This window comes from Rhizobium phaseoli (genome assembly GCF_010668805.1).
GTDB lineage: Bacteria > Pseudomonadota > Alphaproteobacteria > Rhizobiales > Rhizobiaceae > Rhizobium > Rhizobium phaseoli_A.
In genome coordinates this window covers 418,571-445,192 of the sequence record NZ_WUFT01000001.1, presented here as the reverse complement: position 1 = coordinate 445,192, position 26,622 = coordinate 418,571, and the positions used below count along the sequence as shown (strand labels likewise).

Below are 26,622 nucleotides of genomic sequence, written 5' to 3'. Positions count from 1 at the left end.
CTCGAATAACGGGAAGGCTTGGTGTCGCCAAAATCAACCGAAGCGACCCATGATGTAGTCCTGGGTGCGCGGATCGTCGGGATTGGTGAACATCTTGTCGGTGTCGTTCTCCTCGACGAGATTGCCGAGGTGGAACATGGCGGTGCGCTGCGAGACACGCGCGGCCTGCTGCATGGAGTGGGTGACGATGACGATCGTATAGTTCTCGCGCAGCTCGTGGATCAGTTCCTCCACCTTGGCGGTGGCGATCGGGTCGAGCGCCGAGCAGGGCTCGTCCATCAGGATGACTTCAGGGCTGACGGCGACGGCACGCGCAATGCAGAGGCGCTGCTGCTGACCGCCCGACAGGCCGGTGCCGGATTCATGCACGCGGTCCTTGACCTCGTTCCAGAGGCCGGCGCGCTGCAGGCTGGTCTCGACGATCTGGTCGAGATCGGCCTTCGATTTGGCCAAGCCATGGATGCGCGGGCCGTAGGAGACGTTTTCATAGATCGTCTTCGGGAACGGGTTCGGCTTCTGGAAGACCATGCCGACGCGGGCGCGGAGTTCGACGACGTCGATATCGGGATCGTAGATATCGTCGGTGTCGAGGGTGATCTTGCCGGTGACCCGGCAGCCGTCGATGGTGTCGTTCATGCGGTTGAGGCTCCGCAGGAAGGTCGACTTGCCGCAGCCCGACGGGCCGATCAGCGCGGTGACGGTGTTTTCGCGGATGTTCAGGTTCACATCGAAAAGCGCGCGCTTTTCGCCATAGTAAACCGAGACATCCTTGCCGATCATCTTATAGGGGACGTTGCTCATCTTCTGATCCAGCGCTTTTTCAACTGCAGCTTCCGTCAACATGTTCATGATCTTGTAACTCCGTTTACCAGCGGCGCTCGAAGCGACGACGCAAGAGGATGGCGCCCATGTTCATGACGATCAGGAACAGGAGCAGGACGATGATGGCACCCGAAGTCCGCTCGACGAAGGCCCGTTCGGCCTCGTTGGCCCACATATAGACCTGCACGGGCAGAGCCGTCGAGGGATCGAGCGGCGTCGTCGGCGCGTTGGCGACGAAGGCGACCATGCCGATCAGGAGCAGCGGCGCGGTTTCGCCGAGCGCGTGGGCCAGGCCAATAATCGTGCCGGTGAGGATGCCGGGCATGGCAAGCGGCAGAACATGGTGGAACACCATCTGCATCTTCGAAGCGCCGAGGCCAAGGGCTGCGGCGCGGATCGACGGCGGCACGGCGCGCAGTGCGGCGCGTGTCGCGATGATGATCGTCGGCAGGGTCATCAGCGTCAGCACCAGGCCGCCGACCAGCGACGCCGAGCGCGGCAGGCCGACGAAGTTGATGAAGACGGAAAGGCCGAGCAGACCGTAGACGATCGAGGGAACGGCGGCGAGGTTGTTGATGTTGACCTCGATCAGATCGGTCAGCCTGTTCTTCGGCGCAAACTCCTCGAGATAGATCGAGGCGGCAACGCCGATCGGCAGCGCCAGCACCAGCACGATCAGCATCAGGTAGAGCGAGCCGATGAGGGCGACGCCAAGGCCTGCGGCTTCCGGACGGCTGGAATTGCCGTTGACGAAGAGGCCGGTGTTGAACTGCTTGTGGAGAGCGCCGCTCGCCTTCAGCTCGTTCATCCAGCCAACCTGCTTGTCGTTGACCTTGCGGTTCTTCTCATCGACCGACAGGTCGATCTGGCCCTTGTTGGCGCTGTCGACATTGGCGTCGGCGAGCACCGTGACATTGATGGTCTTGCCGATGATCGACGGGTCGGCGACGACCATGTCGCGCAGCTGCACCGGCGCGCCCTTGGAGAGCATGGCGGATGCATCGCGCACGTCAGGCTTGCTCGAGGCATTGACGTTCAGCTGCTTGACGATCGCGTCGCGCAGGAGAACCGGATAGTTGGCGGCGATCAGCACCGAAGGGTCGGTCGCGCGCTTATTGCCAGGGTCGATCGTCTTCTCGGTGAATTCGATCGGCAGGGTGATCGCCGTCTGCTGGAAGGCGGTGTAGCCTTTGCCGATCACCGTCCACAGCAGGATGAACAGGAAGATCAGGCCGAAGGAGATGGCGGCGATGCCATAGGCCTGGAACCGGCGCTCGGCGGCGTAGCGGCGCTTGATGCCGATATCGCGGCGCGCTGGCGCCTTGGAAACGATGACGCCTGATGTGGGAGAAACAATATCCGTCATTCGTACTGCTCCCGGTATTTGCGCACGATGTAGAGCGCATAGATGTTGAGGCAAAGCGTGATGCAGAACAGCGTGATGCCAAGTGCAAAGGCAACCAGCGTCTGTGGCGAGGTGAACTCGAGGTCGCCGGTCAGCTGATTGACGATCTTGACGGTCACCGTCGTCATCGGCTCGAAGGGGTTGATCTGGATGCGGGCGGCGACACCGGCGGCCAGCACGACGATCATGGTTTCGCCGATGGCGCGCGAGGCGGTCATCAGAAGCGCGCCGACGATGCCGGGAAGAGCCGCGGGCAAGACCACTTTCTTGATGGTTTCGGAACGTGTGGCGCCAAGACCGAGCGAACCGTCACGCAGCGTCCGCGGCACGGCGGTGATGATGTCGTCCGACAGCGAGGAGACGTAGGGGATCAGCATGATGCCCATGACGATACCGGCCGTCAGAACGCTCTGCGCCTGAATGAAGTTGGTGTAGTTGCCGGAGAGCAGGCCGCTGATCTGAGCGGAGAAATCGCGCAGGAACGGGCCGACGGTGACGAGCGCGAAGAAGCCGTAGACGATCGTCGGAATGCCGGCGAGCACTTCAAGCAGCGGCTTGGCGACCCCGCGCAGTTTCGGCGAGGCGTATTCGGCCATGTAGATCGCTGCAAACAGGCCGACCGGAACGGCGACCAGCATGGCGACCATGCCGATATAAAGCGTGCCGAGCAGCAGCGGGATCAGGCCGAACTGGCCGAAGGACGAGCTGCCGGCGCCGGCAAAACGCGGATCCCAGACGGTGCCGAAGAAGAAGTCGGCAGCGGGAACGGCGGCAAAGAAGCGGGCGGCTTCCGACAGCATGGAGAATACGATGCCGATCGTCGTCAGGATGGCGATCGACGAGGCGAGCAGCAGGCCCCAGAGCATGACGCGCTCGACCCGATTGCGGGCGCGGAAGCGCGGCGCGATGGCGCGCAGCGCATAGGAGGCGCCGGCAATGGCGAGATTGAAGACCACCGCCGTCATCGCAAGGCGGCTCGTCATGCTCTTGGCGTTGAGCGTCTTGGCGGCGTCGAGCATATAAGGCAGCGGCTGGCCGGCAAGCGGCACACCCTTTTCGCTGAGCTTGGCCTGCAGGGCGGCCGGATCGCCGGCAACCGCTGCGATTTCATCCGAGCTCAGCATCGTCAGGCCGCGGGCGACCGTCGCCACCATCGAATAACCCAGATCCTGCTCGACGGCGGCTTGCGCCTTGACGTCTTCAGGGAAGTGGCTGCGAACCGAGGACTGGATGATACCGGGGCTGACCGACAGCCAGATGCAGAGCGCGAGGAGAGCAGGAAGAACCGCCCAGATCGCCGCATAGGCGCCGTAATAGGCCGGCCGTGAATGCAATGCGGAGGACCGGCCCCCGGCAAGTGCCGTGGCCCGGCTGCGCGCGACCAGATAGGCGGCGGCACCGATCACCACAAGGCACAAGAGTATGATGGATGTGCTCATTCGTTACGTCCCCAGGCCATAGCCCCAAAAAGCCCAATCATGCGGAATGAATTCAACCCTGAAGCGGAAATGTCGGCGCGCCAGGGTTCAAGGCAATGCCGGCGCGGGCCTTTAAAGCGTCGCGCCGGCAAAGTCATTACATAGCCTTGCCGGCTTCGACTTCCTTGCGGATCGCGTCGCGCTCAGCATCCGGAGCGGCAACCAGGCCGTATTCGACGAGCGGGCTGTCGGGGCCGATCATCTGGTCGGATACGAAGAAGTTGACGTATTCCTTCAGGCCCGGAACGGCGCCGAGATGTGCCTTCTTGACGTAGAAGAACAGCGGGCGGGACACCGGGTAGGTGCCGTTGGCGATCGTTTCGGTCGACGGAACAATACCGCCCATGCTGGCAACCTTGAGCTTGTCGGCGTTGTTTTCATAGAAGGAAAGGCCGAATACGCCGACGCCGGTCTTGTTGGCGGCGATGCGGGCCAGGGTTTCCGGATAGTCGCCGTCGATGTCGACAGCAGCGCCGTCCTTGCGGACTGCGACGCAGGCCTTGCCCTGGGCAGCCTTGTCGGCGATTTCCTTGGCGATCACGTCGGTTGCGCCAGAAGCCTTGCAGCCGGCGGCGAGAACGTTCTGTTCGAAGACTTCGCGGGTGCCGTGCTTTTCGCCCGGGATATAGGCAGCGATATCAACAGCCGGAAGCTTCGGGTTGACTTCCGACCACTTCTTGTAAGGGTTGGCGACGAGCTTGCCGTCGACAACGACCTGGGCTGCGAGGGCCTTGTAGATGTCTGCGGGAACGTAGGCGACATCCGGGTTGGAAGCATCGGTTGCGAAGACGATGCCGTCATAACCGATCTTGACTTCCTGAATGTCGGTGACGCCGGCAGCCTTGCAGGCTTCGGCTTCGTTCTTGTTGATCGGACGCGAAGCGTTGGCAATGTCGATGGTGTCTTCGCCAACGCCCTTGCAGAATTCCTTCAGACCAGCGCCCGTGCCGCCGGATTCAACGACCGGCGTCTTGAAGTTGGTGAAGGTTTCGCCGAAGGACTCGGCAACGATCTTTGCGTAAGGCAGGACGGTGGACGAACCAGCAACCTGAATCTGGTCGCGGGCGACAGCAGCGCCAGCGAAAGCAGCAGTTGCAGCGAGCGCGGCAACGGTGAGCTTGAAGGTGTTCATTAGAAATCTCCCGGCATTTTGGCTTGTGTGAGTGCGGCCTTTAGAGAGGCCCTCGCAGTGCCTTTTTTCATCGGCGGGACTCTCTTAGCGCTGTAAGCACCGTCCTTTTATGTCAAATCGGTGAAACATTTGTGACAGACTAAGTAATTGATATTGAATTATAAATTATACGGCATTCAGCCAGTCACGTCAGCGGGCGCAAAGTTTGGACCGCATACTCGACCTGGAATTGCAAAATTTTTCATAAACGGCCCGCCGGTTGCCGGACGCCCGCAAACGGGCGAAAGGCACGTGCCGCTACCGCTCGACTCCCTCTTCTCCCCACTGGGGAGAAGGAACATGCCGCAACCTCTCCGCTCCTCGCAGACCTCGCATAGGACACATCAGAAGCGCACCGTAAAATCCGTGCCCTTGCCGACTTCCGATTTGACGATCAGCCGTGCCCGATGGCGGGTGAGGATGTGTTTGACGATGGCAAGGCCGAGGCCGGTGCCTTTTTTCGAGCGGCTGTCCTCGATGCTGACGCGGTAGAAGCGCTCGGTCAGGCGCGGCACATGCTCGGCCGGGATGCCCGGGCCCTTGTCGACGATGCTGACCTCGACCGGCTGGCCGGTGCCGTTCTTCAGCCAGACATCGACGGTCTTGCCCTCCTGGCCGTATTTGCAGGCGTTTTCCATCAGGTTCTCGAAGACCTGGACAAGCTCGTCGCGGTCGCCCAGCACCTCGACCTTGCCTTCGGGCAGATGCAGATTGATGTCGACGCCGACATCTCTTGCCAGCGGCACCAGCGCATCCCTGACATGGCCGAGCAGCGGCACCAGGTCGATCTTCTCATCCGGGGCGATGTGCGATTTCAGCTCCAGCCGCGACAGTGACAGCAGGTCGTCGACCAGCCTGCTCATGCGTGTCGTCTGATCGAACATGATGGCGAGGAACCGCGCCTGCGCCTTCAGATCGTTTTTCGCCGGTCCCTGGATGGTCTCGATGAAGCCGCGCAGCGAGGCAAGCGGCGTGCGCAGCTCATGGCTGGCATTGGCGACGAAATCCGAGCGCATGCGATCGATGCGGCGGACCTCTGAAATATCGCGGAAGGAGAGGATGAAATAGCGCTCATGCGGGCCGCCATCTGCCGAAAATTCGATGGGCGCGCTGCGGACGATATAGACACGCTCGGATGGCAGCCGCTCGGCATGCTCGATCTGGTTCGGGGCGTTGGTGGCGATGGTTTCGCGCACCATGTCGAGCACGCCGGGCGAACGCAGGCGGGCCGATATATGGGCGCCGAGCGCCACCTCGCCGAAGGCCTTTTCGGCAGCCCGGTTCTGGAAGAGCACCGAGGCATCGTCCGACAGCACCATGACCGGGATATCGAGGCCGGCGAGCGTGGCCGACACCTCAGGCAGGCGGCTTGGCCGCACCTCCGGCTTGATCTCAACCGGCTCGACCGGTTCTGCCTTGATATCAGGCGCCTCGTTGAAAAGCGCGGTGACGATCATCACAAGCAGCAGGATGAGCACCACCCACTTGTTCATGCCGGCGGCAAGGGCGACGAGCGCACAAAGGATCGTCGCCAGCAGCACCGGCCGTCCGCGCCGGATGCGCGCCGACAGGTTTTTTCTCCACGGAATTTCGTCTTGCAAGTGCCCTCGCGGCGTCGATTCGTTGTTCTTGATATTGAACTCTGCCTGATAGCGGCAATTCATGACAGTAGTTTTCGGGCTGCCGCTCCGATGCGAAAGGCCGCGGGCGAAACCCACAAAAAATACCGGCCGAACGCGAAAGATTTGATTTTCAACGGTAACTATGCTCGCCTGCAAGAAAGAACCGATCGCTGAGGAGGAGCATATGGCCGAGACCGTCGAAAACAGGGCTGTGGAGCTGGAGATCCGCGGCAAGAAGCGCACCTTCGATGTCGACAATCCCGTCCTGCCGGACTGGGTGGATGAACACGCACTGGAATCCGGCGACTTTCCCCACAAGAAGAAGCTCAAGGAAGAGGACTATGTGGAGCAGCTGGAAAAGCTGCAGATAGAACTCGTGAAGGTACAGTTCTGGCTGCAGGCATCGGGCAAGCGGGTGATGGCGCTGTTTGAAGGACGCGACGCTGCCGGCAAGGGCGGCGCGATCTCGGCCTCCTCGGAGAATATGAACCCCCGCCTTGCACGCGTCGTCGCGCTGACCAAGCCGACCGAGCGCGAACAAGGACAATGGTATTTCCAGCGTTATGTCGCCCAGTTCCCGACCGCTGGCGAATTCGTGCTGTTCGACCGCTCCTGGTACAACCGCGCCGGCGTCGAGCCGGTCATGGGCTTCTGCACGCCGCAGCAATATGAGGATTTCCTCAAACAGGCGCCGCAGCTCGAAAAGATCATCGCCCATGAGGGCATCTTCTTCTTCAAATTCTATCTCGATATCGGCCGCGAAATGCAGCTGAAGCGTTTTCACGACCGCAGGCACGATCCGCTGAAAGTCTGGAAACTGTCGTCGATGGACATCGCCGCGCTGACGAAATGGGGCGACTACAGCGACAAGCGCGACCGGATGCTGAAGGAAACCCACACGGATTTCGCGCCCTGGACGGTGATCCGCGCCAACGACAAGCGGCGGACGCGGCTCGAACTCATCCGCCACATGCTGAACCGGATGGATTATGACGGCAAGGACGAGAAGGCGCTCGGCGAGGTCGACGAAGAGATCATCGGCTCAGGGCCTGGGTTCCTGAAATAGGTTTTTTTGAAACAGGCGGCGGGCGGAAAGCTACCGGCTTCGCCGAGGCCGGCGCCATCGGCTTCGCCGAGGCTGGGTTATTGCCCCGGCAGGATGCGGATGGCGAAGAGGTTGATGCCGCGCGCCTTGCCGTCGAGATCGCTGTTGATCGTCAGCGTGCCCGGCGCATTCGGCGCCAGCGATCGGTCGAATTTCACCTGCAGCAACGCATCCGACTTTTCGCGGGTGACATTGAAGCGATGGCGGGCGCAATTGCCGAGCGACTGGAAATTGCACTCGACGGTGACCTGCGTCGGCTCGTCGCTTGTGGATTGCAGCGTCAGCGCGATGGTCGAAGATTTGCCGGCCAGCTGCTGCAGCACCGTGGCGGGAACGCTGATCGAGATATTGCCGTCGGCCGCGCCGCTTTGTGAAATCAGGCGGATGGCGGGGCCGTCATTCTCGGTGATCTTTTCGGTGCGCGCCCGCGGACCGCTCTGGATCTTGTCGGCCTCTTCGGGCTTGAACAGCGGGATCCAATCGGCGGAAAAACTGTTCTGCGGATCGATGGTCACCGGCTCGTCTGTGTGAGGAGCGGCCTTGCCGGCGCTGTCGTCATTGCCGGTGAAATCCTCGGGCTGAGTGCTCGCCGGGGGATTGGCAACGCTGGTGTCGCGCTCGGCCGCCGTCAGCAGCAGGCCTGAGGTGTGCGCCCACCAGGCACCGATGCCGATGAAAGCAAGCAGGACGCACCAGACCAGCAGCCTGGAAAAGAACTTGCGCGGCTTGCGGCGGCCTGCCGCCCGCTCCGGGCGGAAATCCATGGTGGTGGCGCGCTGGCCGCGGGCAAGCCGCTCCTCGCCGACGGGGGCGGCTGCGAGGTGATCGGCACTGCCGGCATGCACGTCGTCGAGGCTGAAATCGTCGCCGCGGCTATGGGCCACCTCGGGAGCGCGGGTCTCTTGGGCCACGGGGCTGTCGATGCGATTATCGATATCATCCTCATCACCTTGATGAACCGGCGGCGCCGGCATTTCGACGACGGGCGGCACCGGCACTTCAGGCGGCCTCTGGCGTGGATGAAGGCGGTCGCGCTCCTCGCCTTCGATGGCGTGGATGGTGCTTTCCAGGCGATGGCGGTGATGGGCAACGACCTCGGTATCGGTGATATCCTGCTTGCGCAGGCCGGCCTCAAGCGCCTGGCGGGCCGACTGATAGATCCTCGCTCGAACCTCCGGATTGTCGCGATCGGAATTCTCAAGCGCTGTTCTGATGGCCGTTTCTAATCCGCTCACATTCAGTCCTTCACCTTGAACCCGGCATCGGACTGCAATCCCCGCCGTTCTCCATCAAAATTCGGTAGCGGCAAGCGCGGCAAACCGCAAGCCTTGCAGGCCCGGCTGCGGTTCATCGGCGGGATTATTGCCGGGTTTCACCGCTGACGGGCCTTATTTTATCAGCCATCACAGACATATATATTCGGGCTGAAATCGACGAAGGCATGGCAGCCGCCCTTTTATCGTGTTTTCTTCTCTGTTATGAAATTGACGTTTTCGTAAACGTCAATGGAAGCGATGAACCATGGCCCTGCCCCCGATCCTCAGCGACAAATTGAGACTGCCGGTCATCGGCTCGCCGCTGTTCATCATCTCGCATCCGGTGCTGACGCTGGCGCAATGCAAGGCGGGTGTCATCGGCGCCTTTCCGGCGCTGAACGCCCGGCCGGCAAGCCAGCTCGACGAATGGCTGGCCGAAATCACCGAGGAGCTTGCCCGCCACGACGCCGCCCACCCGGAAAGGCCGGCCGCCCCCTTTGCCGTCAATCAGATCGTCCATATGTCGAACAAGCGGCTGGAGCACGATCTGTCACTCTGCGTCAAATACAAGGTGCCGATCGTCATCTCCTCGCTCGGCGCCGTGCCGGAGGTGAACGCCGCCGTGCATTCCTATGGCGGCATCGTGCTGCACGACATTATCAACAACCGCCACGCCCATTCGGCAATCCGCAAGGGGGCCGACGGGCTGATCGCGGTGGCGGCCGGCGCCGGCGGCCATGCCGGCACGTTGTCGCCCTTTGCGCTGATCCAGGAAATCCGCGAATGGTTCGACGGGCCGCTGCTGCTCGCCGGCGCGATTTCCACCGGCGGCGCCATTCTCGCCGCAGAGGCGATGGGCGCCGATATGGCCTATATCGGCTCGCCCTTCATCGCCACTGAAGAGGCGCGCGCCACCGAGGCCTACAAGCAGGCGATCGTCGACGGCGCTGCCGGCGATATCGTCTATTCCAACTATTTCACCGGCGTGCACGGCAATTATCTCAAGCCCTCGATCGTCGCCGCCGGCATGGACCCGGACAACCTGCCCGCAGCCGATGTTTCGAAGATGGATTTCGAACAGGCAGTCGGCGGCGCCAAGGCCTGGAAGGACATCTGGGGCAGCGGCCAGGGCATCAGCACCGTCAAGGCCGTCGAGCCGGTGGCAAAACTCGTCGACCGGCTGGAGGCCGAATACAAGGCCGCCCGCGCCCGGCTCAGCCTCTGAACCGGCTCTCGCCGCCCCCGCCGTCTTTTTTGCCAAAGCCATGACAGGGTGCTTGAAATCTTCGGACAATGGCTGTATCAGCGCCATGCAAATCGCGGGCCGCATGCTTCGGCCCTGAGATGCCGCTTTAGCTCAGGTGGTAGAGCACATCATTCGTAATGATGGGGTCGCAGGTTCGAGTCCTGCAAGCGGCACCATTTTTCCTCAATCGCGTGCTAACAACCTCCATTACAAGCCTCTTTTAGTATCCTGCGTCCACCTTTAGCTACGTTTGGCCGCTCGGCGGGCAAGCTTCAACAGATCGTGGGCTTCTTCACTCAAAGCGGTCGGGCTGCCCTTCAGTTCGCATGAGCGGCTGGATGTCGATCGAGCGCGAGCATGCTGCCAATTAGGAGGATTTATGCGGATATCGCTTCTCAGTATCGTGGTTTTCACCTTTGCCATGTCCTCGGCACAGGCCGAGGATTTCCCTCTCGCCTCATGTAGTGGGTGGGACGGAACGCTGGTCAGCAGGACCGGCACCGATTCACGCGCTGCGGTTATGGAAGGGAACGTCAATCAGGCCAACTTTCAGGAATACTGCGAGCGAGATCCGGGATGCGAGACGGTCGCACATGGCGGGAAACTGACTGTCGAGCAGTGCGTGGCGATGTATCTGAAAGAAAGTGGCAAAGACACCTATCGTTCCACCGCCGATTGCCGCAAGGGTACCCTGTCCTTCCTTCCTGCTAGCGGAGAACCGCTGCGCGTGACTTTCCCATTACCAGAGGATGCAGATGTTTCGTGCTCCTCAGGCATGCCGCCGCTGATCAAGCAGTTCACGATGCTCTGCCCTCGGGCGGCGCGAAAGTTTAAAATGATGGATGGCGAATGACAGGGGTGGCTGCGTAATATCACACAGACTCGCGCTTCACTCACCCTGCCGATTGATGGGCAAAAGATGATGCAGTCCCTCTCCACCGTCTACCTGTCGGGAACTTCATCGAATCCAGGAGTGGTCGATGAGGAAACCGCTCGGAACCACCACTTTGTCGCGATCGGTTTCAAAAACGTCCACAGCCGTTTGAGTGGGAAAAGGCCCAGCGCCGGCGGCAAAAAGCCGCTCGGTCTTGAGCACTAGGCGATCTGTTGTCGACAGCCATATCTTAACCGAGGCGTAATAAGGATCGCGATGCCACCTGGCGGAGAATATTCCCACGTTGGTATTGTCATTCTTTTCATACGAAATGAGCTTGCAATCGGTGAGGACTGGTCCCGCGTCTGTTACGGTTTCGCTCGGGAACCGAGTAAACAAAGACCATATTCCCCCTTCTTCTTTTCGCTCATACAGCGTTTTTCCGTTGAATCGATGTTCCGCGAACAGACTGCCATCCGCCAGATAGATCCGACTTGAATATCTGCCGGAATTATACGTGTTTTCAAAAGCGCGATTTGCTTCGCCGCATGTAGGATCCTCACCCGGCAACGGCTCGTTGACGCCAAAGGATCGACGGTCTTCGGCGGCGGCAGGAGTGGAAATTACAAACAACAGAGCAAAACAAACAAACGATAATCGGCGCAGAGACAAAGATGAAACCTTCAATATCGTAAGGCAACGATAGCAGTCGCCGTGAAGAAAACAATCGTCGCGTGAATTTTTCTGAACCAGAAAGATCTACCGGAAGGGGAAAGGCCAGCGGCCGCTGTCAAACGACCATGAAAACGCGGCTCCGATAGGAACATGCCCTCGCCGGAATGGTTCTCCCCTTGAGACAACAAGCACGGAGAAAACCATGTCCTGCAAACTCATCGCAATATCCCTCCTTTCCATCGGCCTTGCCGGCTCGGCCATGGCTCAGACGGCTGGTGGAGCGAATTCCAGCGGGCGGCTTTCGGTGGCGCCTGTTATCGGCGGCTCGGGAAGTTCCGGCTCGGGCTCGGCTGGCACCGGATCCGCTGGCACTGGTTCGGCGGGCAGCGGTTCCGTCGGCACCGATCCCGGCACGACCGGCAGCACGAGCGGCAATGGCGGCGTCGAGCTCAACAGCGGCCGTAGCACGATCAATCCGGGCGGCGTCAATCCCGATCTCAAACCGACGCCGGGTTGCACCGCCGGTTCCGGGGATGCCGGCTCGGGCGGCGAGGCCTGCCCGCAGTGAGGATAGGCGGATATCCGCCTGACAGGAGAAAGGCCCGGGGCTGAGCGCCGGGCCTTCGTTTCGGCTGCCGTGAAACCGCATAAAATAACGGTTGCCGTGAGAACTGCTTTACCGGCCGGTTTCCAGGACGTAATAGTACCGCACCCCTCCGCAAGCGGCGATCGCCCTACCCAGCCTGCCATTTTCCGGCATCTGCGGAGCACCCGAAGAGGATCATCATGTCGAATGCAGCGCATCGCTCGAACCGCGTGCTTGTCGTCGCCACCATCATGCTGGCGACCTTCATGGTGGCGATCGAGGCGACGATCGTGGCGACCGCGATGCCGCGCATCGTTGGGCAGCTCGGCGGTTTTTCCTATTACAGCTGGGTGTTTTCGGCCTTCCTGCTGGCGCAGTCGACGACGACTGTCATCTACGGCAAGCTTTCCGACATTTTCGGGCGCAAGCCGGTGCTGATCGGCGGCATCCTGATCTTCCTGGTCGGCTCTTTGCTCTGCGGGCTTGCCTGGTCGATGATGTCGCTGGTGCTGTTCCGGCTGCTGCAGGGGCTCGGCGCCGGCGCCATCCAGCCGGTGACGACGACGATCATCGGCGATCTCTTCAAGCTCGAGGAGCGCGGCCGCGTGCAGGGCTTCATGGCAACCGTCTGGGCGACATCGGCCGTCGTCGGGCCGTTGGCCGGCGGCATCATCGTCGACAATATCTCCTGGGCCTGGATCTTCTGGATCAACCTGCCGATCGGCATCATCTCGATCATCGCCTTCATGCTCTTCCTGAAGGAGGACGTGGCGCACAAGCAGGCAAAGATCGATTACCTCGGCTCGGTGCTGTTTTCGATCTCGATCGTAGCACTTCTCGTCATGCTGACGGAAACCGATGCCAGCGCCCGGATCCTGCTGTCTCTTTTTGCCGTCTTCGTGGTCTCCGGCCTGCTCTTCCTCGCCCAGGAGAAGCGGGCGCCGGAGCCGATCATTTCGATCCCGCTCTGGAGCCGCCGGCTGATCGCCACCAGCAATGCGGCAACGTTGCTTGCCGGCATGGCGCTGATTGGGCTTTCGACAATCCTGCCGATCTATGTGCAGGGGGTGCTCGGCCGTTCGCCGATCGTTGCCGGCTTCACGCTGACCATGCTCGTCGTCGGCTGGCCTTTGGCGGTGATGCTTTCAGGTCGTTTCTACAGGGCCTTCGGCATCCGCCGCACCTTGCGCGTCGGCAGCCTGATGTTTCCCTTCGGCGCCTCTTTCCTGTTGTTCCTGACCCCTGACAGTTCGCCGATCGTTGCCGGCGCCGGCTCGTTCTTCATGGGCTTCGGCATGGGTCTCATCAGCCTCACCAGCATCGTGCTGGTGCAGGACAGCGTCGAATGGTCGATGCGCGGCAGCGCCACAGCCTCGATCATCTTTTCCCGCAGCCTCGGCAATACGCTCGGTGCCACCGTGCTCGGCGCCATCCTCAATGCCGGCATCAATCACTATGCCGGCGGCGAGGCGGCGGCCGGCCTGCACGAGGCGCTGAACCAGCCGACCGGGCTGTCGGCACTCGCCGCCGACCCGGCGATCCGCTCGGTCTTCAATGTGGCGCTGCATTGGAGCTTCTGGGGCGTGGTGGTCGTGGCGGTGCTGACCTTCTTCACCACCTGGCTGATCCCGGTCGGGCATGGCCGGAAAAGCGAAGGCGCGGCCGTCGCGAGCGAGGCGACCTCGCATTAAGCGGTTCGGCTCTCGACGCTCAAGCCTGGGCTGACACGCCATCCCCGATATCGAAGCGAGTAATCTTATCGCCTTCGATGCGGAAGATATGCGTGACGGTCTTGTCCCGGAGGCCGTGGGTTTGCCCCTGCAGCGGCCGGCCGTCCAAGTCGAAGACCGTCTGGATCACCTCGACAGCAAGGGCGCCATCGTCGGTTTTTTGGAATGCGACCGGCTCGACGTGCGGGCTGATGACGGCCCACTGACGGGTCCAATAATCGCGTACGGCGTCACGGCCATGGATATGGCCGCCGTCCATGCCGTTGGCCCAGGCGACATCATCGGAAAGCAGGGCGAGGACCGCGTCGATGTCTCTCGCATTGAAGCTGGTATAGATGCGCTTGATCATCTCGACATTATTTTGCGGCATATCGTTTTCCTCGACGAAAATTGAAAACACTCGTTGTCGAAACGGCATTGTCGAATGCCGCCGGCCGATATACATATGTACATATATATCTAGCGGTCAAGCGCGTGAAAAAGGGCAAGAGGAATGGATGAAGACGTGCTGTCAACGCCAGGGCATCTCATCAGTCTTGCGGCGCGAGGGTTTGCTCGGCTGAGCGAGACGCGTCTCAGACCGCTCGGCTTCGGTGTCGGCCAGTTGCCGGTGCTGGTGGCACTTGGAGATGGCAAGGCAAGCACGCAGCGCGACCTCGCCCGCTTTGCCAAAGTGGAGCAACCACCGATGGCGCAGATGCTTACCCGCATGGAGCGGGATGGCTTGATCGAGCGAACGCGTGACCCGGCCGACGGGCGCAGCAGCCACATCGTGCTGACGAAGGCGGCCCGGGCAAGCATGCCGGCAGCCATTGCGGCCTTGTTCCAGGGAAACAGCGAGGCATTGGCAGGGTTTACGGAGGCGGAAGCAGCCCAGCTCGTCGAACTGCTCAAGCGGCTGATCGACAATCTGGATCGGATTGCCGGCGCGGAGACCTCAGCGGGCGATTGACGAATGCGACCGAGCGAAGGCCAGTTCTATTCAGGGGCTGCGCGCCTTGTTCGACGCCGTGCCGGCCTTTCGCGGGGAGCGACGGTTCTCCAGAACGCGTGACAGCAAGGTCCGCTTTCTCTTGCGCTTGATCAGATCGATATCGCTGACGAGCTTTGCGCCGCCCTCGCGCCTCTCGAGGGTGATCTTGCGGCTATGGAAGACTTCGAGTTCGGCGCGGTGCGCGACGCTGACGATGGTCACCTCGGGCAATTCATGGATCACCATCTGCATCATCCGGTCCTGGCTCTTTTCGTCGAGTGCCGAGGTTGCTTCATCGAGCACGATGATATCCGGGGTGTGCAGCAGCAGGCGCGCAAAGGCGAGCCGCTGCTTTTCGCCGCCCGACAGGGTCTGGTCCCAGGGCGCGTCTTCCTCGATCTTGTCGTTCAGGTAAGCCAGTCCCACCTTGTCGAGGGCCGTCTTGATCTCATCCGAGGTCCAGCTATCGACAGCGCCGGGATAGGCGACGGCGCGGCGCAGCGTCCCGGAAGGAATGTAGGGCCGTTGCGGCAGCATGAACAAGCGTCGGTCGGCGTGGAAATTGACGCTGCCGTCACCCCAGGGCCAAAGACCGGCGATCGCCCGCACCAGCGTGCTCTTGCCCGACCCGGATTCTCCGGACACGAGCACCCGCTCGCCGGGTTCGATCGCCACCTGGGTTTCCGTGACCACGGCGGTGCCGTCGTCGAGCGATACGGAGAGGTCGTTCAGGCTGAGCATCGCCTCGCCTTCCGTTTCGCCGCGCTTGATGCGCCCGAGCGCGTCGCTCTGCTCGGCCCGCTCCAGCCCGTCGAGCGACATCATCAGCGACGCGATGCGGCGTGCGCAGGCGTTCCAATCGGCAAGACGGGGATAGTTGTCGACCAGCCATCCGAACGCGCCCTGGACGATGGCGAAGGCGGAGGCCGCCTGCATGACCTGACCGAGCGTCATGCTGCCTTCGAGAAATTTTGGAGCGCAGAGCAGGACCGGCACGACCGGGGCAATCAGCATGGATCCATGCGACACCAGCGTCGTGCGCATGTGTTGGCGGGCCAACAGCGCCCATCGCCCGAGCACATTGGTGAAGGTCTTGTCGAGGTCGTTGCGCTCCTCCTCTTCGCCGCCGAGCAAGGCGATGCTCTCGCCGTTTTCGCGCACATGCGTCAGCGTGTAGCGAAATTCGGCTTCGGTTTGATTTTTGGCCTCGGAGACCTGGACGAAACGGCGGCCGATGAACGCCATCGAACTGGAGGTGATCGCGGCATAGAGAACCGCGGTGACGACGAGAAAGCCGGGAATGGTGACCGTGAAACCGGCGATCGGCAGCGTCAACGCCCCGCCGATCGTCCAGAGCACGACGATGAAGGTCGAGGCCGCCAGGAATGCGGAAATGACCCCGGCGATGAAATCGACAGGGGCTTCGGTGGCAATCCGCAAATCCTCCGAAATGCGCGCTTCGGGGTTCTTGTGGTCGCCACCGATCAGGTTCAGCTGATAGTAACGGCCGTTTGCCAGCCAGCGCCCGATGACCGCGGTCGTCAGCCAGGAACGCCAGCGGCGCTGGATCATCATGCGAAGCGCGACCTGGGTGGTGACAACGGCGACGGTGCCGAGCACCAGCGGCACGAAGACGGCGCTCAGAAAATAGACGGTGCCGGCATCGTGTCGCTCGATGGCGTCGAAAATCCCTCGATTCCACAGATTGATTCCGTATTGGAAACCGACATTGATGCCGATCAGGGCCAGCAGCCCAAGTGTGCACAGCCAAGCGAGCCTGTCGCCGCCGCGGCCCCAGTAGTGGCGCGCGCTGATCCAGAAACGTTTGAGCAGATACTTCTTGCGCGCCTGCTCGGCCTCCTCGGGCGTGAGTTCCGGACCGGGTTCGATGGGATCTGGCGGGGGGACTTCTGGCAGTGGCACATCTGGCGGCGGCACGGCCTCGGCAGTCGATGGCTTCTCCTTGGCCGCCGCCTCGGAACCCTGCGGTTCAGTGCCGTCGACCGATTTCGGTTTAAGTTTTGCGCCGCTCATAAGCGAGATAACGGCTTATGGATCAGAAGGTTTCATGGTGCCGACGTTTAGCGTTGTGCCGTGCAGCCCCTTTCGTCACCCTTCGCTTACACTCAGTCGCTCTCGGTCGCCAGCTGCGGCAGGGATTGCAGCAGGGTCTGGCGGGCGGAACGCAGGTGGACGCGGCAGGCGGTTTCGATCGCCGCCTGGTCGCCGGATTCAAGGGCTGCGATATAATCCAGATGTTCGTGGATGGCGCGCTCGTTGCGCTCGCGGGCGGCGGTCTTGTTCCATTGGTAGTGATAGTGGAAGACGATGGCGATGGCGTCGTAGAAATCGGCGATGAAACGGTTCTTCGAGGCGCGGTGGATCAACAGGTGGAAGCGCTCGTCGAGGACGGAGAAATCCTTGTAGCGCTGGTTGATGTCGGCAAGCATGGCGTGATGATCGTCGCGGATGGCGGCGAGATCGATCCAGGCTTGGCTGTCCCTCGCAAGCCGGCCGAATTCGGCGGCGGAATGCAGCTCGAACATCTCGCGCACATCGGCCAGTTCGAGGGCGAATTCGCGGGTGAAACCTTTCAGCGTCCAGTGGCTGTTCGGCCGTTTCTCGATCAGGCCGAAGCGGGAGAAGCGGATCAGGAATTCGCGCACGCTGGTTGTGCCGGTGCCGATTTCGCGGGCCAGCTCCAGCTCGTTGATCTGCATGCCGGGGGCCGCATCATCGGCGAGGATGCGCTGCATGAAGCTGCGCTCGATGATATCGTGCAGGGAGTCGGTTTCCTCAGAAGGAAAAAGGTCGCGGTCTGTGGGTTGGCGCAGCACGGTCTTCTGGCGCTTGTTCCAGCGGATGATGCCTTCCTCGCTGAGACGGGTCAGGATGGCGCGCGCGGTGGAGCGGCTGACGCCGAGCTGGGCGGCGATCTCCGGTTCAGAGGGCAGTGCGCTATCCGTGCGCAGAGCCACGGCATACCTATTGTAGGCTTCCTTGAAGACCGTATTCTGCCGTGCCACCAGACCCCCGCTTTCCGCCCTCGTGTCCACCGCCTCTGCAAAGCAGGGGCGAACAGACCGGGGCTTGTTCAAACGACCTTTTAGCTTATTTCCGGTCGCCTGCGGCTCATTGCCTCGCTCGTCCACAGGATCAATATTCCCGTTGACTTGAAAATGTTTATTGTAGATAAAAAACAAAATCAATGCGCATTCGCCGATGCAGCGAGTGTTTCCTGAATTCAAGAGTTGGCGCATGATGTCGGCCGAAAACCGCCCAGATTTTTCGGTGTCATGCTCTAGGGAGAAGAGACTTGGACAAACTGCCTTGGATCATCCTGTCGGCCGGTGACAATGTCGCGGTCGCAACGGCGGCCATCGCGCCGGGTTCAACGGTTGCCGGCATTGAAACGCTTGAAAAAATCGATCCCGGCCACAAGGTGGCGATCGCTGATATTCCGCTCGGCGCCGCCGTGGTGAAATACGGACAGGCGATCGGCCGCACGACGGCCGACGTCAAGGCCGGCAACCATGTGCACAGCCACAACCTGCATTTCGAAAACGACCGGCTGGCGGCCACCGCCAATTCGGCGCCGGAGATGGCGACTGGTGAAGACAAAGCGCGCACCTTCATGGGCTATCGCCGCGCCGATGGGCGGGCGGCCACCCGCAACTACATCGGCATCATCGCCAGCGTGAACTGTTCCACCACGGTCTGCCGGGCAATCGCCGACGAGGCCAACCGGACGATCCTGCCGCATTACGAAGGCATCGACGGTTTCGTGCCGATCGTGCATGACCAGGGCTGCGGCATGAGCTCGACCGGCGACGGCATGAACGTGCTGCATCGCACGCTTGCCGGCTATACCAGGCATGTCAATTTCGGCGGTGTGCTGATGATCGGCCTCGGCTGCGAAGTCAACCAGCTGACGCTCTACGGCCAAAGCGGCGCCGGCGCCTCGAAGCGGCATTTCAACATTCAGGATGCCGGCGGCTCACGCCGCGCCGTCGAGCGCGCCATGGGCATGCTGCGTGAAATCGCCGCCGATGTCGGCAAGGAAAAGCGCGTACCGATGTCGATCGGCGAGATCATCATCGGCCTGCAATGCGGCGGCTCGGACGGCTTCTCCGGGATCACCGCCAATCCGGCGCTGGGGGTCGCGGCGGATCTCTTGGCAGCGGCCGGCGGCACGGCGATCCTGTCGGAGACCTCGGAAATCTATGGCGCAGAACACCTGCTGCGCAGCCGCGCGGTCAGCGACGAGGTGGCCAACAAGCTCGACGAGAAGATCGCCTGGTGGGAGGATTATGTCGCCCTGCACGGCGCCTCGCTCGACAACAACCCCTCGCCCGGCAACAAGCGCGGCGGTCTCACCACCATCCTGGAAAAATCGCTCGGCGCGGTTGCCAAGGGCGGGCGCTCGCCGCTGACGGCGGTCTATGGTTATGCCGAGCGGGTCACCGCTCCCGGCCTCGTCTTCATGGACACACCCGGCTACGACCCGGTCTCGGCGACCGGCCAGGTGGCGGGCGGGGCGAATATGATCGCCTTTACCACGGGCCGCGGCAGCTGCTTCGGCTGCCGGCCGGCGCCCTCGCTGAAGCTTTCCAGCAATTCGGCGCTCTATGCCTCGATGGAAGAGGACATGGACATCGATTGCGGCACGATCGCCACCGGTGACGCAACGATCAGCGGCAAGGGCCGTGAGATCTTCGAGCTCATCGTCGACACGGCCTCCGGCAAGAAGACCAAGAGCGAACTCTTCGGCTACGGCGACAATGAATTCGTGCCCTGGCATCTGGGAGCGACGCTCTAATCCTTTGTTTTACGCAATTCCGGACGGAAAACCGCTTCGCACTTTTCCTGGAATTGCCCTGAAATCCTTTACGCAATCCCAAGACTTGGCGAGGAGGCATGATGAAGACGAGAAAGATCGGCAAGACCAAGCTCGAAGTGACCGAAATCAGCTTCGGCGCGGCAGCGCTCGGCGGTCTTTTCCGCGCCTGCCCGCGCGAGGTAGCGATGGAAACGCTGCAGGCGGCCTGGGACAGCGGCATCCGCTATTTCGACGTGGCGCCCTGGTATGGGCTCGGCCTCGCCGAACGCCGGGTCGGCGATTTCCTGCGCGACCAGCCGGATGGCTCCTACGTGCTGTCGACCAAGGTCGGCCGGCTGCTGCGGCCGGTGCCGACCGGAACCGTGCCCGATTACAGCTATGTCGATCCGCTGTCTTTCGATGCCGATTACGACTATTCCTATGACGGCATCATGCGCTCGGTCGAGTTCAGCTATGCGCGCCTCGGCCTCAACCGCATCGATATTCTCTATGTGCACGATATCGGTGGTTATACGCACGGCGCGGCGAAGAACGCCGTCTACCAGAAGCAGCTTCTCGATTCCGGCATCAAGGCGCTGGAAGAACTGCGCTCCTCGGGCGCGATTTCCGCCTTCGGCCTCGGCGTCAACGAAGTGCCCGTCTGCCTCGACGTCATGCGCAATGCCGATCTCGACTGCATCCTGATGGCCGGCCGCTACACGCTGCTCGATCGTTCGGCGGTCGCCGAACTTCTGCCGCTCTGCCTGAAGAAGGGCACGTCGCTGGTCGTCGGCGGCGTCTTCAACTCCGGCATTCTCGCCACCGGCCCGGTGCCGGGCGCGCATTTCGACTATATGCCGGCAGATGACGAGGTGCTTGCCAAGGTCGGCGCCATGGAGGCGATCGCCAAGCGCCACGGCGTGCCACTCGCCGCACCCGCCCTGCAGTTTCCGCTGCGCGAGCCGATCGTCGCATCGGTGCTGATGGGTACAGCCAAGCCGTCGAGCCTGATCCGCAACATGGAAATCGTCGAACCGCTGCTTGCCGATGAGATCTATGCCGAATTCGAACCCTATACGCTGGTCGCGCCGCCGCTCGGCGCCGAAGCTGTCCGCGTCTGAGGAGACACTATGCTCAAGGGTATTCATCCGCTGCTCGGCCCCGACCTGCTTCACGCGCTGAAGACGATGGGACATGGCGACGACATCGTCATATCGGACGCCAATTTCCCCTCGGGCTCGATGGGCCCGCCGGTCATTCGCGCCGACGGCGTCAGCGCCACCGATATGGCCGAGGCGATCCTCGCGCACATGCCGCTCGACACCTTCGTGCCGGAAGCGGCGTGGCGGATGGAGGTGGTCGGCGACCCGCACGCCGTGCCGGAGGTCTGTGCCGAGTTCCAGCAGATCATTGCCAGGCGCGCCGGCGATTTTCCGATCGTGCCTGTGGAGCGCTTTGCCTTCTACGTGATGGCCCGCAAGGCCACCTATATCGTCGCGACGACGGAATTCCGGCTGTACGGAAACCTGATTTTAAAAAAGGGCGTCGTGCATCCGCATGAGATAGACCTGAGCCGGTAGCTATTTTAGGTTATGGTTGTATTGGAATAAAATCAGTTGCTTGGAGGGAATTTACCAAAGCAAAAAAGCCGGTTTGACGCTCTTGCAATTTGATTGCGCCTCGGCTAGCTTCTCCCTGCAAATGTTTTTTATCGATAAAAATCGTCCGCCTGCGTTCAGCGGCCGATTTATTCGGAGGAGAACGCATCTTGAGAGGAGAACCCTTATGACTATCGTGAAATCCCTTCTGTCCCGTCGCGCCTTTACGGCGCTTGCCGGCGCTGCCGTTATCGCCACCGCGATGCCGGTTACGTCCTTTGCCGCCGACGTGACGATCCCGATCATCGTCAAGGACACGACGTCCTTCTACTGGCAGATCGTTCTGGCCGGCGCCCGCAAGGCAGGCCAGGATCTCGGCGTCAAGGTACCGGAACTCGGCGCCCAGGCAGAGTCCGACGTCAACGGCCAGATCAGCATTCTGGAAAATGCCGTTGCCGGCAAGCCGGCCGCTGTCGTCATTTCGCCGACCGAATTCAAGGCGCTCGGCAAGCCGATCGATGAAGCCGCCAAGTCGGTTCCGATCATCGGCATCGACTCGGGCGCCGACTCCAAGGCGTTCAAGTCGTTCCTGACGACCGACAACGTCCAGGGCGGCCGTATCGCCGCCGACGGTCTTGCCGCCGCCATCAAGGGCATGACCGGCAAGGAAGAGGGTGAAATCGTCATCCTCACCAACCTTCCCGGCGTCGGCTCGCTGGAACAGCGCCGCGAAGGCTTCCTGGATCAGATCAAGACCAAGCATCCGGGCCTGAAGGTCATTGCCGACAAGTACGGCGACGGCCAGGCGACGACCGGCCTCAACATGATGACCGACCTGATTACGGCCAACCCGAAGCTCGTGGGCGTCTTCGCCTCGAACCTGATCCTGGCGCAGGGCGTCGGTCAGGCGATCGCCGAAAACAAGCTCGGCGACAAGATCAAGGTCATCGGCTTCGACAGCGACGACAAGACGGTCGGCTTCCTCAAGGAGGGCTCGATTGCCGGCCTGGTCGTTCAGGACCCCTATCGCATGGGTTATGACGGCGTGAAGACCGCGCTTGCCGTCTCCAAGGGCGAGAAGGTTGAAGCCAATGTCGACACCGGTGCCAACCTCGTCACCAAGGCGAATATGGCCGATCCGAAGATCGACGCGCTGCTGAACCCGAAGATCAAGTAAGCAAGACAGCAAGGCCGCGCCGGCTTCAAAAACCGGCGCGGCTTTTTCCATCCATGTTATGGTTACCAGGGATGGAGAGCAGACGTGACACAAGGAGGAGAGGTCCATGATCGGACTGGAAGAGGTCAGTCATCGCCATGATGACAGCGCCACGCTGAAAGAAGCCAATCGTATCCCCGCCGGATCGCCTATCCTCGAACTCAAGGGCCTGCAGAAGAATTACGGTCATGTACAGGCGCTGAAGCCGGCGACGCTGACCTTTCTCGCCGGTGAAATCCATGCCATCGTCGGCGAAAATGGCGCCGGCAAATCCACCCTGATCAAATTGCTGACCGGCGTCATTACCCGCACGGCCGGCGAAGTGCTGTGGTGCGGCCAGCCTGTCGGCTTGTCGACGCCAAACGAGGCAATCGCCCGCGGCATCAACGCCGTCCACCAGGAAGTCGTGCTCTGCCGGCATCTGACGGTCGCCGCCAATCTCTTCCTCGGGGACGAGGTCAACCGCTACGGACTGATGCGCAAGAAGCAGATGCAGAAGCTGGCGCAGGCCGTGCTCGACGATCTCGGCTTCGGCCTGCCGGCCGGCGCGCTGCTCAGCTCGCTGACGATCGGCCAGCAGCAGCTGGTGGCAACGGCGCGCGCGGCCATGCGCGGCACCCAGTTCCTGATCTTCGACGAACCTACAGCCTATCTGACGCGCCAGGAATCCGCGCAGCTGTTCAAGCTAATCCGCCGCCTGCAGGGCGAAGGCGTCACCATCGTCTATATCAGCCATCGCATGGAGGAAGTCTTCGAGCTTGCCGACCGTGTCTCGGTGCTGCGCGACGGCACCCATGTCGGCACGCGGCTGATCGGCGAGACCAATGATGCCGAGCTGATCGCGCTGATGATCAACCGCTCGATCGAGCAGATCTATCACAAGGAAGAGATCGCCATCGGCGAGACGATCGTCGAGGTCCGCGGGCTTTCCGGCCCGGGCTTCGAAGGCGTGTCGCTCAGCGTCAAGGCCGGGCAGATCGTCGGGCTCTATGGTCTGATCGGCGCCGGGCGCAGCGAATTCGCGCTCGGCCTCTATGGCCGCCAGCCGACGACAGCCGGTGATGTCGAGTGGATGGGCAAACGTGTCGACATCCGCAACGAACGCACGGCGATGGAGCTCGGCATTGCGCTGGCGCCGGAAAGCCGGCGCGACCAGGGGCTTTGCCTCAACCTGCCGATCGGCCTCAACATCAACCTGCCGGTGTTCGGGCGCCTCGGCCACGGGCCTGTCATCAACCACACGCGGGAATCGGCCAATGCCGACAAGCAGATCCGCGATCTCAGCATCAAGACGCCAAGCCGGCGTGTTCCGGCCTCCAGCATGTCGGGCGGCAACCAGCAGAAGATCGTCATCGGCAAGTGGCTGAGCCACGGCGCCCGGCTGTTCATCTTCGACGAACCCACAGTCGGCGTCGACGTCGGCACCAAGGCGGAAATCTACCGGCTGTTCGCCAAGCTTCTGAAGGAGGGCGCGGGCATCATCCTGATCTCCTCCTACCTGCCTGAAGTTTATGAACTGGCCGACCGGCTGCATGTCTTCCGCGGCGGCAAAATCGTCGCGAGCCATGATTACCACGCGGCAACGCATGAAGAAGTGCTCAGCGAAGCGATCGGCGTCTGAGCATAAGCAATTCCAGCAGACCGCGTAGCGGTATTGCGTCCGGAAATTGCGTAAGAACAAAGAGATAGAGCATTTCCGCGGTTTGAAGAAAGCGGAAATGCTCTAAGAGGGAGAAAATTCATGACTGCCACCCCTACCGAAATCGTCGCCCCGCCGCCGCGCCGGAAAATGAACATCCTGTTCGGCCTGACGCTGATCGGGCTTCTGATCTTCCTCTGGATCGTGCTCGGCTTGGTCACCCCGAGCTTCTGGACGCCGCTCAACATCTCGAACCTGCTGCGCCAGGGGGCGATGACGGCGATCCTGGCTCTCGGCCAGACCTTTGTTATCATCACCGCCGGCATCGATCTTTCGGTCGGCGCCATCGTCGGCTTCTGTACCGTCATCATCGCCTGGCTGCTGCAGGCGGGCGTGCCGGTCTGGGGTGCGATCGTGCTGACGCTCGCCATCGGTGTGGCGATCGGCGCCTTCCATGGCTTCGGCATCGTCCATATGGGCCTGCCGCCGTTCATCATCACGCTGGCGACGCTGACGTCGCTGCGCGGCATCGGCCTGTTGATCACCAATGGCTCGACGATCAACATTACCAATGAGAATTTCAGCAATTTCGCCCGCGCCGATCTGCTCAGCATTCCGAGCCTGTTCTGGATGGTCATCCTGGTGGCGGTGCCCTCCTTCATCTTCCTGCATCTGAGCCGCTGGGGCCGCTATCTCTTCGCAGTCGGCTCGAATGCCGAAGCTGCCCGCCTTTCCGGCGTCAACGTCAAGGGCATGATCTACCTCGCCTATATCCTCTCGGCTTCGTTTGCCGCCTTCGTCGGCGTGCTGCTTGCCTCACGCATCGCGATCGGCAATGCGACGCAGGCCGACGGCTGGGAATTGCAGGCGATCGCCTCCTCCGTCATCGGCGGCACCAGCCTGTTCGGCGCGGTCGGCTCGGTACACGGCCCGCTGATCGGCGCCTTCATCCTCGCCACCATCAACAACGGCGCCAACCTTCTGAACGTCAACTCCTTCTGGCAGCGCATCATCACCGGTCTCCTGATCATCGTGATCGTCTTCTTCGACCAGCTGCGCCGCCGCAAGAGCAATTGAGCGACACACCAGAGAGCCGGCCGAAAGGCCGGCCTCTTCAATTTCCAGGAATGCGAGACCCGTCATGAAAGCAGTTGTTTGCCGGGAGCCCGGCGTGCTCGAGATCGTCGAGCGTCCTTCGCCCGCGGCACCGGCGCCCGGCTGGGTGCGCCTGGCGGTCAGCCATGTCGGCATCTGCGGCACCGACTATCATATCTTCGAGGGCAAACACCCTTTCCTCGAATATCCCCGGATCATGGGCCACGAGATCTCGGCAACGGTGCTGGAAGCCGGTGACGGCGTCGCCATGGCTGTGGGAACACCGGTCATCGTCAATCCCTATCTCTCCTGCGGCCAATGCGTCGCCTGCATCAAGGGCAAGCCGAATTGCTGCACCAATATCAAGGTGCTCGGCGTCCATACCGATGGTGCCTTCTGCGAGGAGATCCTGGTTCCGTCAGGCAACCTCTATGCCGCCGAGGGACTGAGCCTGGAGGCTGCGGCAACGGTCGAGTTTCTGGCGATCGGCGCCCATGCGGTGCGCCGCTCGATGACCGGCGCCGGCGCGCGCGCACTCGTCATCGGCGCCGGGCCGATCGGGCTGGGGGCAGCGATCTTCTCGCGCATCGCCGGCCATGAAGTGACCCTGCTCGACACCAGTGGCGAGCGGCTGCAGATGGCCTCGGAGCGCTTCGGCTTCACCTCCGGCATCGTCGCCAACGAGGCGACAGTGGATGCCGTGCGGGAAAAAACCAATGGCGACGGTTTCGACGTGGTCTTCGACGCGACGGGTTACGGCCCGTCGATGGAAAAGGCCTTTTCCTTCGTCGCTCATGGCGGCGCACTGGTGCTGGTCAGCGTTGTCAAGGACGATATCCGCTTCTCCGACCCCGAATTCCACAAACGCGAAATGATGGTGATCGGCAGCCGCAACGCCACCCGCGCCGATTTCGAACATGTGGCCGCTTCGATCGCCAAAGGGCTGGTGCCGGTGGACAAGCTGATTACCCACCGGACGGTGTTGGCCGATACGCCGCAAGATCTCGCGCGCTGGGCGCATGAGAAGAGCGGGCTGATCAAGGCGGTGATCAGGGTTGGTGGGTAGAGTGCGACGCAGAACATGCGCGTGGAGTGCTCGGCCTGGATACTCGGGTCAAGCCCGAGTATGACGGAGAGTGGGGAAACCTGTGCGGCAAGAAGCGGAACGTCCGGAGGAATTCCAGCAAAATGCGGGGCGGGTTTTGCGCCGGAATCGCGTAAATAAAGTCGGCAATTCCTACAAACCACTACGCGCTGACTGTGCTTGCCGCAGCGCCCACACCACACTCCGTCGTCCTCGGGCTTGACCCGA

The 26,622-nt window shown here is 61.7% G+C and carries 23 protein-coding genes and 1 tRNA gene; 14 read left to right on the top strand and 10 right to left on the bottom strand.

Annotated elements, in window-relative coordinates:
• Positions 1-33: 33 nt before the first annotated feature.
• The 5 genes from pstB to phoR form a co-directional block, all read right to left on the bottom strand.
• Positions 34-849: a phosphate ABC transporter ATP-binding protein PstB gene (gene pstB, locus GR197_RS02295; RefSeq protein WP_007633576.1), complete on the bottom strand. Its 816-nt coding sequence runs from the start codon at positions 847-849 to the stop codon at positions 34-36.
• 16 nt (positions 850-865) lie between these two features.
• Positions 866-2,188 (bottom strand): phosphate ABC transporter permease PstA, encoded by a 1,323-nt coding sequence (gene pstA / locus GR197_RS02290; protein WP_164006408.1) that lies wholly within the window; start codon positions 2,186-2,188, stop codon positions 866-868.
• Entirely contained in the window at positions 2,185-3,666 is a 1,482-nt protein-coding gene (pstC, locus tag GR197_RS02285) for a phosphate ABC transporter permease subunit PstC (RefSeq protein ID WP_164006407.1), read from the bottom strand. Before pstC ends, pstA begins: the two co-directional genes overlap by 4 nt.
• 136 nt (positions 3,667-3,802) lie before the next feature.
• Positions 3,803-4,837: a substrate-binding domain-containing protein gene (locus GR197_RS02280; protein WP_164006406.1), complete on the bottom strand. Its 1,035-nt coding sequence runs from the start codon at positions 4,835-4,837 to the stop codon at positions 3,803-3,805.
• A gap of 383 nt (positions 4,838-5,220) precedes the next feature.
• A complete protein-coding gene (gene phoR / locus GR197_RS02275; RefSeq protein WP_432444192.1) occupies positions 5,221-6,333 on the bottom strand; it encodes a phosphate regulon sensor histidine kinase PhoR in 1,113 nt (370 codons plus the stop codon).
• A 349-nt stretch (positions 6,334-6,682) separates the two neighbouring features.
• On the opposite strand from phoR, the gene ppk2 reads away from it, so the two are divergent.
• The gene (gene ppk2 / locus GR197_RS02270) at positions 6,683-7,564 is read left to right on the top strand and encodes a polyphosphate kinase 2 (protein ID WP_164006405.1); all 882 of its coding nucleotides are present in this window, start codon (positions 6,683-6,685) and stop codon (positions 7,562-7,564) included.
• Between the two features lie 77 nt (positions 7,565-7,641).
• On the opposite strand, the gene GR197_RS02265 is transcribed toward ppk2, so the two are convergent.
• Positions 7,642-8,838 (bottom strand): regulator, encoded by a 1,197-nt coding sequence (locus tag GR197_RS02265; protein WP_164006404.1) that lies wholly within the window; start codon positions 8,836-8,838, stop codon positions 7,642-7,644.
• A gap of 286 nt (positions 8,839-9,124) precedes the next feature.
• On the opposite strand from GR197_RS02265, the gene GR197_RS02260 reads away from it, so the two are divergent.
• From GR197_RS02260 to GR197_RS02250, 3 genes are all read left to right on the top strand, one after another.
• On the top strand, positions 9,125-10,084 hold the full coding sequence (locus tag GR197_RS02260) for an NAD(P)H-dependent flavin oxidoreductase (protein ID WP_164006403.1): 960 nt from the start codon (positions 9,125-9,127) through the stop codon (positions 10,082-10,084).
• A gap of 121 nt (positions 10,085-10,205) precedes the next feature.
• Positions 10,206-10,281 (top strand) — tRNA-Thr (locus GR197_RS02255).
• Positions 10,282-10,484: 203 nt separating this feature from the next.
• Positions 10,485-10,958, top strand: coding sequence for a hypothetical protein (locus GR197_RS02250; protein ID WP_164006402.1), 474 nt, complete (start codon positions 10,485-10,487; stop codon positions 10,956-10,958).
• A gap of 105 nt (positions 10,959-11,063) precedes the next feature.
• Here the strand turns inward: GR197_RS02250 and GR197_RS02245 are convergent, their stop codons facing one another.
• Complete coding sequence (locus GR197_RS02245) at positions 11,064-11,651, bottom strand: hypothetical protein (RefSeq protein WP_164006401.1); 588 nt, start codon at positions 11,649-11,651, stop codon at positions 11,064-11,066.
• Positions 11,652-11,856: 205 nt separating this feature from the next.
• Here GR197_RS02245 and GR197_RS02240 point away from each other — a divergent pair, with 205 nt between their 5' ends.
• Positions 11,857-12,222, top strand: coding sequence for a hypothetical protein (locus GR197_RS02240; protein WP_164006400.1), 366 nt, complete (start codon positions 11,857-11,859; stop codon positions 12,220-12,222).
• A 218-nt stretch (positions 12,223-12,440) separates the two neighbouring features.
• Positions 12,441-13,931, top strand: a complete 1,491-nt coding sequence (locus GR197_RS02235) for an MDR family MFS transporter (RefSeq protein WP_164006399.1) — start codon at positions 12,441-12,443, stop codon at positions 13,929-13,931.
• A 19-nt stretch (positions 13,932-13,950) separates the two neighbouring features.
• Here the strand turns inward: GR197_RS02235 and GR197_RS02230 are convergent, their stop codons facing one another.
• Positions 13,951-14,340: a nuclear transport factor 2 family protein gene (locus GR197_RS02230; protein WP_164006398.1), complete on the bottom strand. Its 390-nt coding sequence runs from the start codon at positions 14,338-14,340 to the stop codon at positions 13,951-13,953.
• Between the two features lie 123 nt (positions 14,341-14,463).
• Between GR197_RS02230 and GR197_RS02225 the strand changes: the two genes are divergently transcribed.
• Positions 14,464-14,922 (top strand): MarR family winged helix-turn-helix transcriptional regulator, encoded by a 459-nt coding sequence (locus GR197_RS02225; RefSeq protein WP_164006397.1) that lies wholly within the window; start codon positions 14,464-14,466, stop codon positions 14,920-14,922.
• Positions 14,923-14,952: 30 nt separating this feature from the next.
• On the opposite strand, the gene GR197_RS02220 is transcribed toward GR197_RS02225, so the two are convergent.
• Complete coding sequence (locus GR197_RS02220) at positions 14,953-16,977, bottom strand: ABC transporter ATP-binding protein/permease (protein ID WP_164006396.1); 2,025 nt, start codon at positions 16,975-16,977, stop codon at positions 14,953-14,955.
• A 92-nt stretch (positions 16,978-17,069) separates the two neighbouring features.
• Complete coding sequence (locus GR197_RS02215; RefSeq protein WP_164006395.1) at positions 17,070-17,969, bottom strand: GntR family transcriptional regulator; 900 nt, start codon at positions 17,967-17,969, stop codon at positions 17,070-17,072.
• A gap of 290 nt (positions 17,970-18,259) precedes the next feature.
• On the opposite strand from GR197_RS02215, the gene GR197_RS02210 reads away from it, so the two are divergent.
• From GR197_RS02210 to GR197_RS02180, 7 genes are all read left to right on the top strand, one after another.
• Positions 18,260-19,762, top strand: a complete 1,503-nt coding sequence (locus tag GR197_RS02210) for a UxaA family hydrolase (RefSeq protein ID WP_164006394.1) — start codon at positions 18,260-18,262, stop codon at positions 19,760-19,762.
• A 101-nt stretch (positions 19,763-19,863) separates the two neighbouring features.
• Positions 19,864-20,883, top strand: a complete 1,020-nt coding sequence (locus GR197_RS02205) for an aldo/keto reductase (RefSeq protein ID WP_164006393.1) — start codon at positions 19,864-19,866, stop codon at positions 20,881-20,883.
• A gap of 9 nt (positions 20,884-20,892) precedes the next feature.
• Positions 20,893-21,342, top strand: a complete 450-nt coding sequence (locus GR197_RS02200) for an RbsD/FucU family protein (RefSeq protein WP_164006392.1) — start codon at positions 20,893-20,895, stop codon at positions 21,340-21,342.
• Positions 21,343-21,547: 205 nt separating this feature from the next.
• Entirely contained in the window at positions 21,548-22,537 is a 990-nt protein-coding gene (locus GR197_RS02195; RefSeq protein ID WP_164006391.1) for an ABC transporter substrate-binding protein, read from the top strand.
• A 106-nt stretch (positions 22,538-22,643) separates the two neighbouring features.
• Entirely contained in the window at positions 22,644-24,197 is a 1,554-nt protein-coding gene (locus tag GR197_RS02190) for a sugar ABC transporter ATP-binding protein (protein WP_164006390.1), read from the top strand.
• Positions 24,198-24,317: 120 nt separating this feature from the next.
• A complete protein-coding gene (locus tag GR197_RS02185; protein WP_003588807.1) occupies positions 24,318-25,292 on the top strand; it encodes an ABC transporter permease in 975 nt (324 codons plus the stop codon).
• Between the two features lie 64 nt (positions 25,293-25,356).
• Positions 25,357-26,376 (top strand): zinc-binding alcohol dehydrogenase family protein, encoded by a 1,020-nt coding sequence (locus GR197_RS02180; protein ID WP_164006389.1) that lies wholly within the window; start codon positions 25,357-25,359, stop codon positions 26,374-26,376.
• The last annotated feature ends 246 nt before the right edge of the window (positions 26,377-26,622 follow it).